Genomic DNA, 13,113 nt, shown 5'->3' on the forward strand with positions numbered 1-13,113 from the left:
GTTCGCGATCGCGGTCGTATCCTGACCGCGACGCCGCCCGCCCCGAACGAGGAGGATCGCGATGCTCGACGTGGACCCCTACGACGCGTTGCAGAAGCTTCGGCCCGTGGGCTCGTTCGCGGTCACGAGCACCGACTTCGCCGACGGCGGGCCGCTCGCCCGCCCGCAGTGGAGCGCCGCGGCGGGCGGGGTCGACCGCTCGCCGCAGCTGTCGTGGTCGGGCTTCCCCGAGCGCACGCGCAGCTTCGTCGTGACGTGCCTCGACCCCGACGCGCCGTCGGGTTCCGGATGGTGGCACTGGGCGGTCCTGAACCTCCCCGTGAGCACGACGAGCCTCGATGCCGGCGCCGGAGGGCCGGGTGGGCCGCCGCTGCCCGAGGGCTCGCTGGTGCTCCGCAACGAGGACGGCGACCGCGGTTTCGGCGGGGTCGGGCCACCGCGCGGCACCGGCCTGCATCGGTACCTCTTCGTGGTGCACGCGCTCGACGTGCCGAGCCTCGACCTCGACCCGGACACGTCGCCGGCGATCCTCGGCATCCGCTGCTTCTTCCACAGCCTCGCGCGCGGCATCCTCACCGGCACCGTCAACCGCGACTGACGCCGCGGTCGGTCGTCGCCCGGTCAGTCCCGGCGACGGCCGAAGAGGAAGTACGACAGCGGGCCGATGAAGTTGACCAGGATGATGACCGCCCACATCGGCTTCGGTCCGTTGACCTCCTCGGCGGGGCGCTTCGCGAGGTCGGTCCACGCGATCGCCGCGAGGACGAGCTGGATCGTGGCCGAGACGATTCCCCCGGCCTGCTGCTGCGGCGTCAGGTCGCCCCACCGCTTCTTCGTCGCCATCGGATTCCTCCGCTTCCGGATCGTGCCGATCCCTAGTGCTTGTTCCCCGACAGGGCGAGCACGCCGCCGAGGCCGATCATCATCACGCCGCCCGTCGCGGCGAGGTGCGACGCCCGCTGCGGCGACCGCCCGAACCAGTCGCGCGCCCAGCCGGCCGCGAGCGCCCACACGGAGTCGCACGCGAGCGCGAGCACCACGAACGCGGTGCCGAGCATCGCCATCTGGAGCGGGATCGCGCCCGCCTCGAATGCCACGAACTGCGGCAGCACCGCGACGAAGAACGCGATCGTCTTCGGGTTGGTGACGCCGACGACGAATCCCTCGCCGAGCAGTCGCCACGGCGATCGAGCGGCGATGACGCCGGTGACGGATGCCGCGGCATCCGCCCGATGACGGATGGCCTGCACCCCGAGGTAGACGAGGTAGAGCGCGCCCGCGATCTTGATTCCCGTGAACAGCAGCACCGACTGGGCGACGACGACGCCCACGCCGAGCGCGACGGCGGCAACGAGCGGCAGCATGCCGAGCGCGTTGCCGAGCACGCTGAGCAGCCCGCCGGCGCGCCCGAGCGCGAGCGAGCGGCCGATGACGAACAGCACGCTGGGCCCCGGGATGACGATGAGCACCACCGAGGCGAGCACGAACGCCCACAGGTTCGACGCAGGGATCACGAGCGGATGCTACTCCGCCCGGCTGCGCGCCGCCGCTACTCCTCCTCGGGCTGCGGCGCGATCGCCCGTGCCAGCCGCACGCGCGTGCCGAACGGGTCGGCGACCATCGAGACGCGCTCGCCCCACGGAGTGTCCTCGGGCTCCTCCACCACGAGGTAGCCGGCGCTCCCGATCGCCGTCGTGGTCTCGTCGACGTCGTCGACGTAGAACCAGAGCAGCATGCCCGCGCCCTCGCCCGCCGTGCCGTTCTCGGCCAGGCCCAGTCCGAGCTGCGACGACCCGGCCTGCAGGGTCACGTAGAGCGGGTCGCCGTCGGTGGGGTAGCGGTACACCACGGTCGTGCCGAGCGCGTCGTGGTAGAAGCGCATCGCGGCATCCATGTCGGGCACCTCGACGATGGGGAACGCGGATTCGATCATGGCCCCTCCCTCCTCCCGACGCTACGCGGCGCCGACCGTTGCCGCTACCGTTGCAGCGTGAGCGAGCACATCTCCACGGGCGTGGCCGACGGCGTCGGCCGGCTGACGCTGCAGCGCCCCCAGGCGCTGAACGCGCTGAGCTACGAGATGATCCGCTCCATCACCTCCGTGTTCGAGGCGTGGCGGCACGACCCCGAGGTGTCGTTGGTCGTGCTCGACGGGGCCGGCGAGCGCGGCTTCTGCGCGGGCGGCGACGTGCGCGAACTGTACGGCTACACGACCGGCGGGCACGCGGCCGAGGCGCTGCGCTTCTTCCGCGACGAGTACCGCCTCAACGCGATGATCGCGCGGTACCCGAAGCCCGTCGTCGCGATCATGGACGGCATCACCATGGGCGGCGGCATCGGCCTGGCAGGCCACGCGTCCATCCGCGTCGTCACCGAGCGCTCGCGCGTCGCGATGCCCGAGACGCGCATCGGCTTCACGCCCGACGTCGGCGGCACCTGGCTGCTCGGCCGTGCGCCGGGCGAGCTCGGCGTGCACCTCGCGCTCAACTCGCGCACGATGGACGCCGCCGACGCCATGCACGCGGGCTTCGCCGACGCGTACGTGCCGTCTGAGCGCATCCCGCACCTGCTGCAGGCGCTCGCCGAGCGCGCCGATCCCGGCACGCCGTGGGAGATCGTGATGCTCTTCGACGAGACGCCCGGCCCGTCCGCGCTCGCCGCCTCGCGTCCGTGGGTCGACGCCTGCTACTCGGCGCCGACCGTCGCCGACATCATCGCGCGCCTGCGGGGCTTCGCCGAGGGGCGAGCGGATGCCGCGGAGCGGGCAGGGGCCGCGGCCGCGGCCTACGCGGCCGGCGCCGCGGACGAGCTCGAGACGCTCTCGCCGACCGCGCTCACGATCACGCTCGAAGCCGTGCGACGCGCGCGAACCCTGCCGTCCCTCGAGGACGCGCTCGAGCAGGAGTTCCGGGCCGTGTCGTGGTTCATCGGCGAGCACGACCTGCACGAGGGCATCCGCGCCCAGGTCATCGACAAGGACCGCAACCCGAAGTGGGATCCGCCAACGCTCGACGACGTGCCCGCCGGACTCGCCGAACGCGTGCTCGTCGAGCAGCTGCACGACCCCGTCTGGCCTGCGGCGTCTGCGGGTTGAGGAGCGCCGGAGGCGCGTCTCGAAACCCCGGACACGAGGTCTCGACGCCGCTGCGCGGCTCCTCGATCCGCAGAGGCGCGTCAGCGCGCCTTCGCGACCGCCGCCTCGAGCGCGACCCAGCCGAGCATCGCGCACTTGATGCGCATGACGTACTTCGCGACGCCGTGGAACGCGATCGCGTCGCCGAGCACCTCTTCGTCGGGCTCGCCCTCGCCCTTCGAGCGGAGCATCTCGCGGAACGTCTCGGCCGTGGCGAGCGCCTCGTCGACCGGGCGCCCCTGCACGAGGTCGGTGAGCACCGACGCCGACGCCATCGAGATGCTGCATCCGTCGCCCTCCCAGGCGACCGCCTCGATGCGGTCGTGCGCGGCGTCGAGCTTCACCCGCAGCGTGATCTCGTCGCCGCACGTCGGGTTGTACTCGTGGTGCTCGGCATCGGCCCCGTCGAGCGGGCCGGCGCCGTGGCGCTCCTTCGCGTGGTCGAGGATGATCTGCTGGTAGAGGCCCTCGAGACCGGCCATCAGGACACCTTCCGTCCGAGTCCGAAGAAGCCGCGGACCTCGCCCATGGCTGCGACGAATCGGTCGGCCTCTTCCGCGGTCGTGTAGACGTGCGCGCTCGCCCGCGTCGTCGCCGTGATTCCCAGCGCGCGGTGCAGCGGCTGCGCGCAGTGATGACCGACCCGGACCACGAGGCCGGCGTCGTCCAGGAACTGGCCGACGTCGTGCGCGTGCACGCCGTCGACCGCGACGCTCACGAGGCCGGCACGGCGCTCGCCCGGCTGCGGACCCACGATGCGGATGCCCGGGATCGCGGCGAGGCCGTCGACGACGCGCTCGGCGAACGACTCCTCGTGCGCCGCGACCGCGTCCATGCCGATCGACTCGAGGTAGCGGACGGCCGCCCCGAGTCCGACGGCCTGCGACACGGGCTGCGTGCCCGCCTCGAAGCGGTGCGGCGCGGGGAGGAAGTGCGCCTCCTCCAACGTCACCTTCGTGATCGTCGAACCGCCCGTGCGGGCCGGCGGCAGCGCGTCGAGCAGGTCCTCGCGGCCGTAGAGCACGCCGATGCCGTTCGGGCCGAGCATCTTGTGCGCCGAGAACGCGGCGAAGTCGACCCCGTAGGCGGCGAGGTCGACGTGGCGGTGCGGCACCGACTGGCACGCGTCGAGCACGACGAACGCGCCGTGCCGGTGCGCGAGCTCGGCGACCTCGGCGACGGGAGCGATCTGCCCGGTCACGTTCGAGACCTCCGGGAACGCCACGATTCGCGTGCGCTCGGTGAGCAGCGCGGCGACGTCGTCGACCGTCCAGCGACCGTGCTCGTCGACGCGCACGGGCACGATCCGGGCGCCCGTCCGCTGCGCGACGCGCTGCCACGGCAGCAGGTTCGCGTGGTGCTCGGCCTCGGTGAGCACGATCTCGTCGCCCGGACGGAGCGCGAAGCGCGCGGCATCCGCACCCCCGATGCCGGCGCTCGCGTCGGCGATGCCGAGCGCGACCATGTTCAGCGCGTCGGTCGCGTTCTGCGACCACACGACCTCGCGCTCGCCGGCGCCGACGAAGCGCGCGACGTCGGCACGGGCCTCCTCGAAGAGGGTCGTCGACGCACCGGTCGCCGCGCTCGCGCCGCGGTGCACCGCGGCGAGGTGGTGCTCGAGGTAGTCGCGTTCGGCGTCGAGCACCGCGGACGGTCGCTGCGAGGTCGCCGCGGAGTCGAGGTACGCGGTCGGCCGGTCGTCGCCGGTCGTGGCGAAGGCGGCGAAGTCGCGGCGGATGTCGCGGAGCGTGCGTGCGCCCAGGGTCTCCGAGTCGGTGTGGGTCATCACCTCAATGGTCCCATGCCCGAGCCGCATGACCGCCGTCAAGCTCAGGCGCATCACGGGTCCGGTTCGATAGCGTGGCCACGTGAAGACCCACCACCTGCGTACCCACCGGAGCGACGAGAACCTCGCACGAGAGGGCCAGCTCGCCTGGCAGCTCGCGGCCGTCGCGATCGACCCCGTCGACGTGGAGGACGACGTCGTCGACATGGTCGTGAACCGGGTCATCGACAACGCGGCGGTCGCCGCGGCATCCCTCGCCCGCAGGCCCGTCGTCGCGGCCCGCAGCCAGGCCCTCGCCCACCCGGTCTCGATCGGCGGCGACGGCGCCACCGTCTTCGGGGCGGATGCCGCTCGGAGGACCTCGCCCGAATGGGCCGCCTGGGCCAACGGGGTCGCGGTGCGCGAGCTCGACTTCCACGACACGTTCCTCGCCGCCGACTACTCGCACCCCGGCGACAACATCCCGCCGATCGTCGCGGTCGCGCAGCACCTCGCCGCGGCCCGCGGCCTGACCGGGCGCGAGGTGGTTCGCGGGATCGCCACCGGGTACGAGATCCAGATCGACCTGGTCAAGGCGATCACGCTGCACGCGCACAAGATCGACCACGTCGCCCACCTCGGGCCGTCGGCCGCGGCCGGCATCGGCACGCTGCTCGGGCTCGACCAGGAGACGATCTTCCAGTCGATCGGTCAGGCGCTGCACACCACGACCGCCACGCGCCAGTCGCGCAAGGGCGAGATCTCCACGTGGAAGGCGCATGCGCCGGCGTTCGCGGGGAAGATGGCCGTCGAGGCGGTCGACCGTGCGATGCGGGGCGAGACCAGTCCCGTGCCCATCTACGAGGGCGAGGACGGCGTGATCGCGTGGCTCCTCGGCGGCCCCGAGGCCAACTACGAGGTGCCGCTGCCCGAGGAGGGCGAGGCGAAGCGCGCCATCCTCGACTCGTACACCAAGGAGCACTCGGCCGAGTACCAGGCGCAGGCGCTCATCGACCTCGCGCGACGCATCCACGAGGCCTACCCGATCATCCTCGACGACCCCGACCGCATCGAGTCGATCACCATCCACACGTCCCACCACACCCACTACGTGATCGGCTCGGGTGCCAACGACCCGCAGAAGTACGACCCGGATGCCTCGCGCGAGACGCTCGACCACTCCATCCCGTACATCTTCACCGTCGCGCTGCAGGACGGCACCTGGCACCACGCCGACTCGTACGCGCCCGAGCGCGCCCACCGGCCCGACACCGTCGCGCTCTGGCGCAAGGTGTCGACCGTGGAGGACCCGGAGTGGACCCGCCGCTACCACTCGCTCGACATCGCCGAGAAGGCGTTCGGCGGCCGCGTCGTCATCCGCCTCGCCGACGGCAACGAGATCGTCGAGGAGATCGCGGTCGCCGACGCGCACCCGCTCGGCGCGCGCCCCTTCGGGCGGGAGCAGTACGTGCAGAAGTTCCGCACGCTGGCCGCGTGGGTGCTCGAGGAGGCCGAGATCGAGCGGTTCCTGGACGTCGCCCAGCGTCTGCCGGAGCTCGGCCCCGACGAGCTCGGCCAGCTGACCATCACCGCGGCGCCGGGCGCCCTCAACCACGTGCAGATCCCCACCGGACTCTTCTGAGGCCGAGCCGCCGCCTCGCCGCCCACACGTCCGCCGCCACCCGCGGTTCACAGGAGACCCGACGATCCACAGGACCTCTCGGCCGGATCCGGCCTGCGAATCGTCGGATCTCCGGTGATCGCGCGGCGGGCGCGGTCACCCGTAGGCTGGGGAGGCGTCCGCGACGCGGCGGGCGCCCGAGATCCCACGAGGAGCAGGATGAGCGAGCAGACGTCGCAGGACACCCCCCCGGCCGCGGCCTTCCAGCCGCAGATCTTCAAGGGGCTCGCCGGGGTCCCCGTCGACTACACCGCGATCTCGAAGGTGAACCCGGAGTCGAACTCGCTGCTCTACCGCGGGTACCCGGTGCAGGAGCTCGCGGCATCCGTCACCTTCGAGGAGGTCGCCTACCTGCTCTGGAACGGCGAGCTTCCGGATGATACGCAGCTCGCCGAGTTCGAGGAGCTCGAGCGCAGTCACCGCGGCCTCGACCACGAGGTGAAGCGCATCGTCGACGAGCTGCCGCTCACGGCCCACCCGATGGACGTCGTCCGCACCGCCGTCAGCGTCATCGGCGCCAGCGACCCGGCGACGCCCGACGACTCCCACGAGGCGAACCTCGAGAAGGCCATCCGCCTCTTCGCGAAGCTGCCGTCGATCGTCACCTACGACCAGCGCCGCCGGCACGAGCTCGAGTTCGTCGAGCCGCGCGCCGACCTCGGCTACTCGGCGAACTTCCTCTGGCAGGCCTTCGGCGAGGCCCCCGAGCTCGAGGTCGTCAACGCGTTCGACGTGTCGATGATCCTGTACGCCGAGCACTCGTTCAACGCCTCGACGTTCACGGCCAGGGTGATCACGTCGACCCTCGCCGACCTGTACTCGGCGGTCGTCGGCGCGATCGGCGCGCTCAAGGGCCCGCTCCACGGCGGCGCCAACGAGGCCGTGATGCACGCGTTCGAGGAGATCGGCCTCGGCGACGGCTCGGGCGAGCGGGCCGTCGCCTGGCTCGACGCAGCGCTCGCCGAGAAGCGCAAGATCATGGGCTTCGGCCACCGCGTCTACAAGAACGGCGACTCGCGCGTACCGACCATGCGCGATGCGCTCGAGCGGATGACCGAGCACTACGGCCGCCCCGACATGATCGAGCTGTACGCGGCGCTCGAGCAGGCGATGGAGGAGCGCAAGGGCATCAAGCCGAACCTCGACTACCCGGCCGGCCCGACCTACCACCTCATGGGCTGGGACACGGAGTCGTTCACGCCGCTGTTCGTCGCGAGTCGCGTCACCGGCTGGACCGCGCACATCATGGAGCAGAACGCGGCCAACGCGCTCATCCGCCCGCTGTCGGTGTACAACGGGCCCGACGAGCGGCACGTGCCGCCGAAGGGCAACGCGTCGGGCGAGCCGGCGGCCTGAGCCGAGCCGGGTTCGCGGCTGTGCACAACGGCGCGGCGCGGCATCCGTCGTCGAACTGTGCCCACCGCACGAAGGTGGAGACATCCACCACGGATCGGGCATACAGTCGTCGACTATGCACATGTTGTTCCGCACGCTACTGCACGTGCTCTTCCTCTCGCGCCGCAAGCCCGACCTCGACCACTACGACGTCGCGCGCACCCGCTTCATCACGCTGCCCACCGACCTCGACGTCAACCGGCACATGAACAACGGCGTGTACTTCTCGATCATGGATGTCGCGCGGTTCGACATGCTCGTGCGGAACGGCGTCTTCGGCATCATGCGTGCGAAGGACTGGTACCCGGTCGTCGCGAGCGAGACGATCACGTTCCGCAAGTCGCTGAGCCTCTGGCAGCGGTTCACGATCGAGTCGCGCCTCGTCGGCTACGACGAGAAGGCCGTGTACCTCGAGCAGCGATTCGTGCGACCCGGGCCCGACGGGCGCGACGAGATCTACGCGCAGGGGTTCATCCGCGCGCGGTTCCTGCGGAAGGCGGGCGGCACCGTGCCCGTCTCCGAGCTCGTCGAGGCGTTCGGCGCCCCGCCGGCCGAGGACGAGCTTCCGGAGTGGATCGAGCGGTGGGGTGCGGATGTCGCGCTGCCCCCGACGCGTGCGGCCGCGCCGTCCGTCTGGCGCTGACCGGCCGGATCGCCCGCACCGTCTGGACTAGGACACCGCCTGCCTCGGCACCACGATCTCGCGGAGGATCAGGAGGATGCCCGCCGAGATCGGGATCGCGACGAGCGCGCCGAGCAGGCCCAGGAGCGTGCCGCCCGCGAGCGCCGAGATCAGCACGATCGTGCCCGGCACCTGCACGGCCTTGCCCATCACGCGCGGCGTGAGGATGTACGCCTCGACCTGCATGTAGACGAGCATCGCGATGAACACGATGAGCGCCGCGGTCGGCGACACGAACAGCGAGACCACGGTCATCAGCACGGTCGTGAGCACGGTGCCGATGAGGGGGATGAGCGTCACGAACAGCGCGATCACGCCCAGGATCAGCGCGTACGGGTTGCCCGTGAGCACGAGCAGGATCGTCGAGTACAGCGCGTTCAGGAACGCGAGCACGACCATCCCGCTCAGGTACTTGCCGACCGACTGCATGATGCGCTCGGCGAGCGGCACCACCACGGCCCGGTCGGATGCCGCGACGAGCGTGTAGATCGCGCGCTTCGAGCTGTCGAGCGTGGCGATGAAGTAGATCGAGAGCACGACGACGAAGAACCCGGTCGAGACCGCGTTGAGCACGCTCGCACCGAAGGCGAGCGCGCCCCCGCCGATGGTCGCCCACGTGTTCGGGTCGCTGAGGATGTCGCCGATGCCGGTCGCCAGGGTCGCCGCGAGGCCGTTCGTGGTCTGGTTCACCTGCTCGAACCAGCCCGAGTCCTCGAGCCCCGCGACCTGGGCCGGCAGGTTCGTGATGAGCGAGGTCGCCTGCTCGACGACGGGCGGGACCAGGATCCACACGATGCCGACCACGACGACGATGAACAGGATCAGGACCGTCACGATCGCCGAGGGCCGCGACATCCCGCGCCGTTCGAACCAGCGGATGAGCGGGTCGAGCCCGAGCGCCACGAACGCCGCGATGAACACCGAAAGCAGCACGTCGCTGAGGTTCACCACGACGAGCGCGAGGAGGACCGCCGCCAGCAGGCCGAGCGCGACCCGGAAGCCCCACAGCACGGGGTGCTCGACGAAGAGTCCGGTGCGGTCGGGCCGCCGGGTGCCGGGCGTGCCGGGCGTGCCGGTGCTGCCGGAGCGCGTGCGAGCGACGGCGCGAGCGGAGCGGCCGCCGCCGGGCGGCCGTCGGTCGATGCTCACCGGGGCCTACGCGGCCGGGATCCGGAGTTCGCGGTAATGGGGCCCGAGCGTGTCGAGGTAGCCGTCGCGTTCCCAGTCGGGCATCGCGTCGCCCGCGCGAACCGCCGTCAACCGGTCGAGGTAGTAGTCCCAGCCGGCGCCGAGGCTGCCGACATCCTCGCCCGGCGGGAGGCGGTGCGCGAGCGTGAGGGTCGTGAGGCCGCTGCCCTCGTTGAGGTGCACGAGCAACCGCCACGGCGGGGCGTCGTCGGGCTGCTCGACGTCGAGGTGCACACGGTGCGGCGGCGCGCACTCGAGGATGCTCACGTCCTCCCACGGCGCGTCGGCGCCCTCGGCCGTCATGCGGAAGCGCACCGCACCCGTCGAGGGGCTCCCCTTGTAGGTGCCGATCCAGCCGTTCAGCGCCGTCGGGTTCGTCAGCGAGAACCAGACCTCCTCGATCGGGGCACGGAACAGGCGGTCGAACTGCAGGTACAGTCCGTCCGCCTTCTGCGTGTAGTGGCCGGTCGGTCGGATGCTGGTCATCTTCGCCCCCCGCGTGTCGTCCTGAGTTCAGGCTAATCCCGGCGTGCGTGCAGGGCTAGAGTGACGCGCATGGGCAGTTCGGGTTCGAAGCCCCGGGTGAAGCACACCCCGGCGCAGGCGCAGCATGACGACGAGACGCTCCGCATGGGCGGACGGCATCCGGACATGTGGGGGTGGTTCGTCGGCCTCATCGTCTTCGCGCTGCTCGCGGTGCCGCTCAGCGCCGCGTTCGCGTTCGCGACGAACCCGGCCACGCAGCAGCTGTTCGCCGGTCGCCTGTCGGATGCGACCTCTGCCGGGTACCAGGCGTTCTGGTGGGTCGTGACGCTCCTGCTGCTCGCGCTGCCCGTGCTCGTCGGCTACGGCATCGCGCGCATGTCGGCCCGAGCGCTGGCGATCGTGGGCGGCGTGGTGGCGGTGTTCTTCATCGCCATCCTGATCCTCGGGCAGCTGTTCGTCTTCTGATCCCGTCCCCGGCCACCGCTGCCGGGCCGGTTCGCTCGCTCGGCCGATCTGCGAGGTGGATGATGCAGGTCCCCAAGCCCTCGGATGACACGAAGGCGATGTTCGCGTCGGTCATGCCCGACGACCCTCGCGTCGTCGTCAAGCCGATGTTCGGCAACCTCGGCGCGTTCGTGAACGGCAACATGTTCGCCGGGCTCTTCGGCGACCGCGTGGGCGTGCGCGTGCTCGACGAGCAGACTCGCGCCCGACTGGCGGCGACGGATGGCGCGGGGCCGTACGGACCCGAGGGGCGGCCGATGGGCGGCTACGTGTCGGCGCCCGCCGCGTGGGCCGACGAGCCGGAGCGCATCGCGGCGTGGGTCGCCCGGGCGTTCGACGACGTGGCGGCACTGCCGCCCAAGGCGCCGAAGTCCCGCAGGTAGCGCCGGGCCGCGGTCGTGCGGGTCAGGGCAGTTCGCCCTCGAGCACGGCCATCGCGGCGTTGTGCCCGCCGAGGCCGCTGACCGCACCGCCGCGCACCGCGCCGGAACCGCACATGAGCACGCGTGCGTGCGCGGTCGCGACGCCCCAGCGCTCGGCCGGCGTCGCGAGCGGCGCGTCGGGCTCCGCCCACGGCCACGACAGGGGTCCGTGGAAGATGTTCCCGCCGGGCATGCCGAGCGCGTGCTCGAGGTCGCGGGTGGTCTTCACCTCGATGCACGGGCGGCCTGCGGCATCCGTCGCGATGACGTCGGCGATCGGCTCGGCGAGGACCGAGTCGAGCGAAGCGAGCACCGCGTCGCGGAGGAGGTCGCGCAGCTCGTCGTTGCCGTACCGGTCGACCAGCCGGTCGGGCACGTGCAGGCCGAACACCGTGAGCGTCTGCGCCTCGGAGCCGGCGAGCTCGGGGCCGAGGATGCTGCGGTCGCTGAGCGTGTGGCAGTAGATCTCGCAGGGGAGCGGGTCGGGCAGCACGCCGCCGGACGCGCTCGCGTACGCGTCGGCGAGCTGCGAGCCGAGCTCGTTGATGTGGAACGTGCCCGCGAACGCGTGCTCGGGCGCAACCGACTCGTCGCGGAGCCGGGGGAGCCGGGTGAGCAGCAGGTTCACCTTCACCTGGGCGCCCTCGGGGATGCCGAGTCGCTCGACGCGGCGGCGCGCGTACTCGTCGAGGGGGACCTCGGGGTCGGTCGCGAACGGGGGCTCGTCGCGCGGGGCGACGGCGGGGGTCCGCTCGGAGTCGGGTCTCGAGACGGCGTCGGGGGCGCCTCCTCGACCCGCGGGTGCGGCGCCTCCTCGGCCGTCGGGGAGCAGTCGGTCGAGGACGTACGGCGCGACGTTCGCGAGCACGACGTGCGCGCGCGCCATCCGCTCGCTGCCCGCCTCGACCCAGCGGACCTCGCCGCTCTCGGGGTCGACCGAGGTGACCTCGGCCTCCGTGCGAAGGCTCGCACCCGCCTCGCGCGCGGCCCGCGCGAGCTCGCCCGAGACCGCGCCCATGCCGCCGACGGGCACGTCCCAGTCGCCCGTGCCGCCGCCGATGACGTGGTACAGGAAGCAACGGTTGGCCTCGAGCGACTCGTCGGCGGCGTCGGCGAACGTGCCGATGAGCCCGTCGGTCGCGACGACGCCACGCACGAGGTCGTCGCCGAAGCGCGCGTCGATCGTGGTGCCGAGGGGCTGCTCGACGAACTCGCGCCAGGCGCGGTCGTCGCCGACGAGGGCGCGCGCCTCGTCGCGGGTCGGCAGCGGTTCCGTGAGGGTCGGGAACAGCGCCTCGGCGACGCGGGCGGTGTCGGCGTAGAACTCGCGCCACGCGTCGGCGTCATCGGCCGCGCCGACCCGGGCGAACGCGTCGCGGGCCGCCGCGGCATCCGCTTCGACGTCGACGAGCAGGCCGCGGCTCGGATCGCGCGGGTCGGGCGTGTACGACGAGAACCGCCGGCGCACGAGCCGGATGTCGAGCCCGAGGTCGTCGATGATGCGCCGCGGCAGCAGGCTCACGAGGTACGAGTAGCGGCTGAGCCGCGCCTCGACGCCGTCGAACGCCTGCGCCGAGACGGCGGCGCCGCCGAGATGGTCGTCGCGCTCGAGGAGCAGCACGCGCCTGCCGGCCCGGGCGAGGTACGCGGCGGCGGTGAGTCCGTTGTGGCCGCCGCCGACGATGACGACGTCGTGGTCGGGCGCGGGGCTTGGGTGGGCCTCGGCGGGCCGAGGGTCGTCGGCGGGGTGCGCGTCGGTGGGCATCTTCCCGAGCGTAGACGAGCGGATGCCGCTCCCGGCGCGCCGCTCGACCGGGGTCATGTGCAGGATTCAGGAGCGGCATGCGCGACACGCGG

Annotated in this window: 15 protein-coding genes; 7 read left to right on the forward strand and 8 right to left on the reverse strand. The window is 72.1% G+C overall.

Annotated elements, in window-relative coordinates:
- Positions 1-61: 61 nt before the first annotated feature.
- On the forward strand, positions 62-598 hold the full coding sequence (locus ACULK4_RS00825; protein ID WP_445964026.1) for a YbhB/YbcL family Raf kinase inhibitor-like protein: 537 nt from the start codon (positions 62-64) through the stop codon (positions 596-598).
- A gap of 23 nt (positions 599-621) precedes the next feature.
- Here the strand turns inward: ACULK4_RS00825 and ACULK4_RS00830 are convergent, their stop codons facing one another.
- From ACULK4_RS00830 to ACULK4_RS00840, 3 genes are read right to left on the reverse strand one after another with little or no spacing between them, the layout of a single operon-like run.
- Positions 622-843 (reverse strand): PLD nuclease N-terminal domain-containing protein, encoded by a 222-nt coding sequence (locus ACULK4_RS00830; protein ID WP_445964027.1) that lies wholly within the window; start codon positions 841-843, stop codon positions 622-624.
- Positions 844-875: 32 nt separating this feature from the next.
- A complete protein-coding gene (locus ACULK4_RS00835) occupies positions 876-1,514 on the reverse strand; it encodes a LysE family translocator (protein ID WP_445964028.1) in 639 nt (212 codons plus the stop codon).
- A gap of 35 nt (positions 1,515-1,549) precedes the next feature.
- Entirely contained in the window at positions 1,550-1,933 is a 384-nt protein-coding gene (locus ACULK4_RS00840; RefSeq protein WP_445964029.1) for a VOC family protein, read from the reverse strand.
- A gap of 57 nt (positions 1,934-1,990) precedes the next feature.
- Between ACULK4_RS00840 and ACULK4_RS00845 the strand changes: the two genes are divergently transcribed.
- Complete coding sequence (locus tag ACULK4_RS00845) at positions 1,991-3,094, forward strand: enoyl-CoA hydratase/isomerase family protein (protein ID WP_445964030.1); 1,104 nt, start codon at positions 1,991-1,993, stop codon at positions 3,092-3,094.
- Between the two features lie 80 nt (positions 3,095-3,174).
- Here ACULK4_RS00845 and sufU read toward each other — a convergent pair whose 3' ends face one another.
- Together sufU and ACULK4_RS00855 are read right to left on the reverse strand one after the other, a co-directional pair.
- A complete protein-coding gene (gene sufU / locus ACULK4_RS00850; protein ID WP_445964031.1) occupies positions 3,175-3,615 on the reverse strand; it encodes a Fe-S cluster assembly sulfur transfer protein SufU in 441 nt (146 codons plus the stop codon).
- Positions 3,615-4,919: an aminotransferase class V-fold PLP-dependent enzyme gene (locus tag ACULK4_RS00855; protein WP_445964032.1), complete on the reverse strand. Its 1,305-nt coding sequence runs from the start codon at positions 4,917-4,919 to the stop codon at positions 3,615-3,617. Before ACULK4_RS00855 ends, sufU begins: the two co-directional genes overlap by 1 nt.
- An 82-nt stretch (positions 4,920-5,001) precedes the next feature.
- Between ACULK4_RS00855 and ACULK4_RS00860 the strand changes: the two genes are divergently transcribed.
- The 3 genes from ACULK4_RS00860 to ACULK4_RS00870 all read left to right on the forward strand — a co-directional run bounded on the left by ACULK4_RS00860 (position 5,002) and on the right by ACULK4_RS00870 (position 8,617).
- Positions 5,002-6,540, forward strand: coding sequence for an MmgE/PrpD family protein (locus tag ACULK4_RS00860; RefSeq protein ID WP_445964033.1), 1,539 nt, complete (start codon positions 5,002-5,004; stop codon positions 6,538-6,540).
- Positions 6,541-6,738: 198 nt separating this feature from the next.
- Positions 6,739-7,935: a bifunctional 2-methylcitrate synthase/citrate synthase gene (locus ACULK4_RS00865; protein ID WP_445964034.1), complete on the forward strand. Its 1,197-nt coding sequence runs from the start codon at positions 6,739-6,741 to the stop codon at positions 7,933-7,935.
- 115 nt (positions 7,936-8,050) lie between these two features.
- On the forward strand, positions 8,051-8,617 hold the full coding sequence (locus ACULK4_RS00870; protein WP_445964035.1) for an acyl-CoA thioesterase: 567 nt from the start codon (positions 8,051-8,053) through the stop codon (positions 8,615-8,617).
- Positions 8,618-8,644: 27 nt separating this feature from the next.
- Here ACULK4_RS00870 and ACULK4_RS00875 read toward each other — a convergent pair whose 3' ends face one another.
- On the reverse strand, positions 8,645-9,805 hold the full coding sequence (locus ACULK4_RS00875; protein ID WP_445964036.1) for an AI-2E family transporter: 1,161 nt from the start codon (positions 9,803-9,805) through the stop codon (positions 8,645-8,647).
- 6 nt (positions 9,806-9,811) lie between these two features.
- Complete coding sequence (locus ACULK4_RS00880; protein ID WP_445964037.1) at positions 9,812-10,330, reverse strand: SRPBCC domain-containing protein; 519 nt, start codon at positions 10,328-10,330, stop codon at positions 9,812-9,814.
- Between the two features lie 69 nt (positions 10,331-10,399).
- Between ACULK4_RS00880 and ACULK4_RS00885 the strand changes: the two genes are divergently transcribed.
- Together ACULK4_RS00885 and ACULK4_RS00890 are read left to right on the forward strand one after the other, a co-directional pair.
- A complete protein-coding gene (locus ACULK4_RS00885; protein WP_445964038.1) occupies positions 10,400-10,795 on the forward strand; it encodes a hypothetical protein in 396 nt (131 codons plus the stop codon).
- Between the two features lie 62 nt (positions 10,796-10,857).
- Positions 10,858-11,217 carry a TfoX/Sxy family protein gene (locus tag ACULK4_RS00890; RefSeq protein WP_445964039.1) on the forward strand — a complete coding sequence of 120 codons (360 nt, stop codon included), beginning with the start codon at positions 10,858-10,860 and terminating at the stop codon, positions 11,215-11,217.
- 22 nt (positions 11,218-11,239) lie between these two features.
- Here ACULK4_RS00890 and ACULK4_RS00895 read toward each other — a convergent pair whose 3' ends face one another.
- The gene (locus ACULK4_RS00895) at positions 11,240-13,021 is read right to left on the reverse strand and encodes a phytoene desaturase family protein (protein WP_445964040.1); all 1,782 of its coding nucleotides are present in this window, start codon (positions 13,019-13,021) and stop codon (positions 11,240-11,242) included.
- Between the last annotated feature and the right edge of the window lie 92 nt (positions 13,022-13,113).

The sequence above is a fragment of the Agromyces selenitireducens genome (assembly GCF_052748465.2).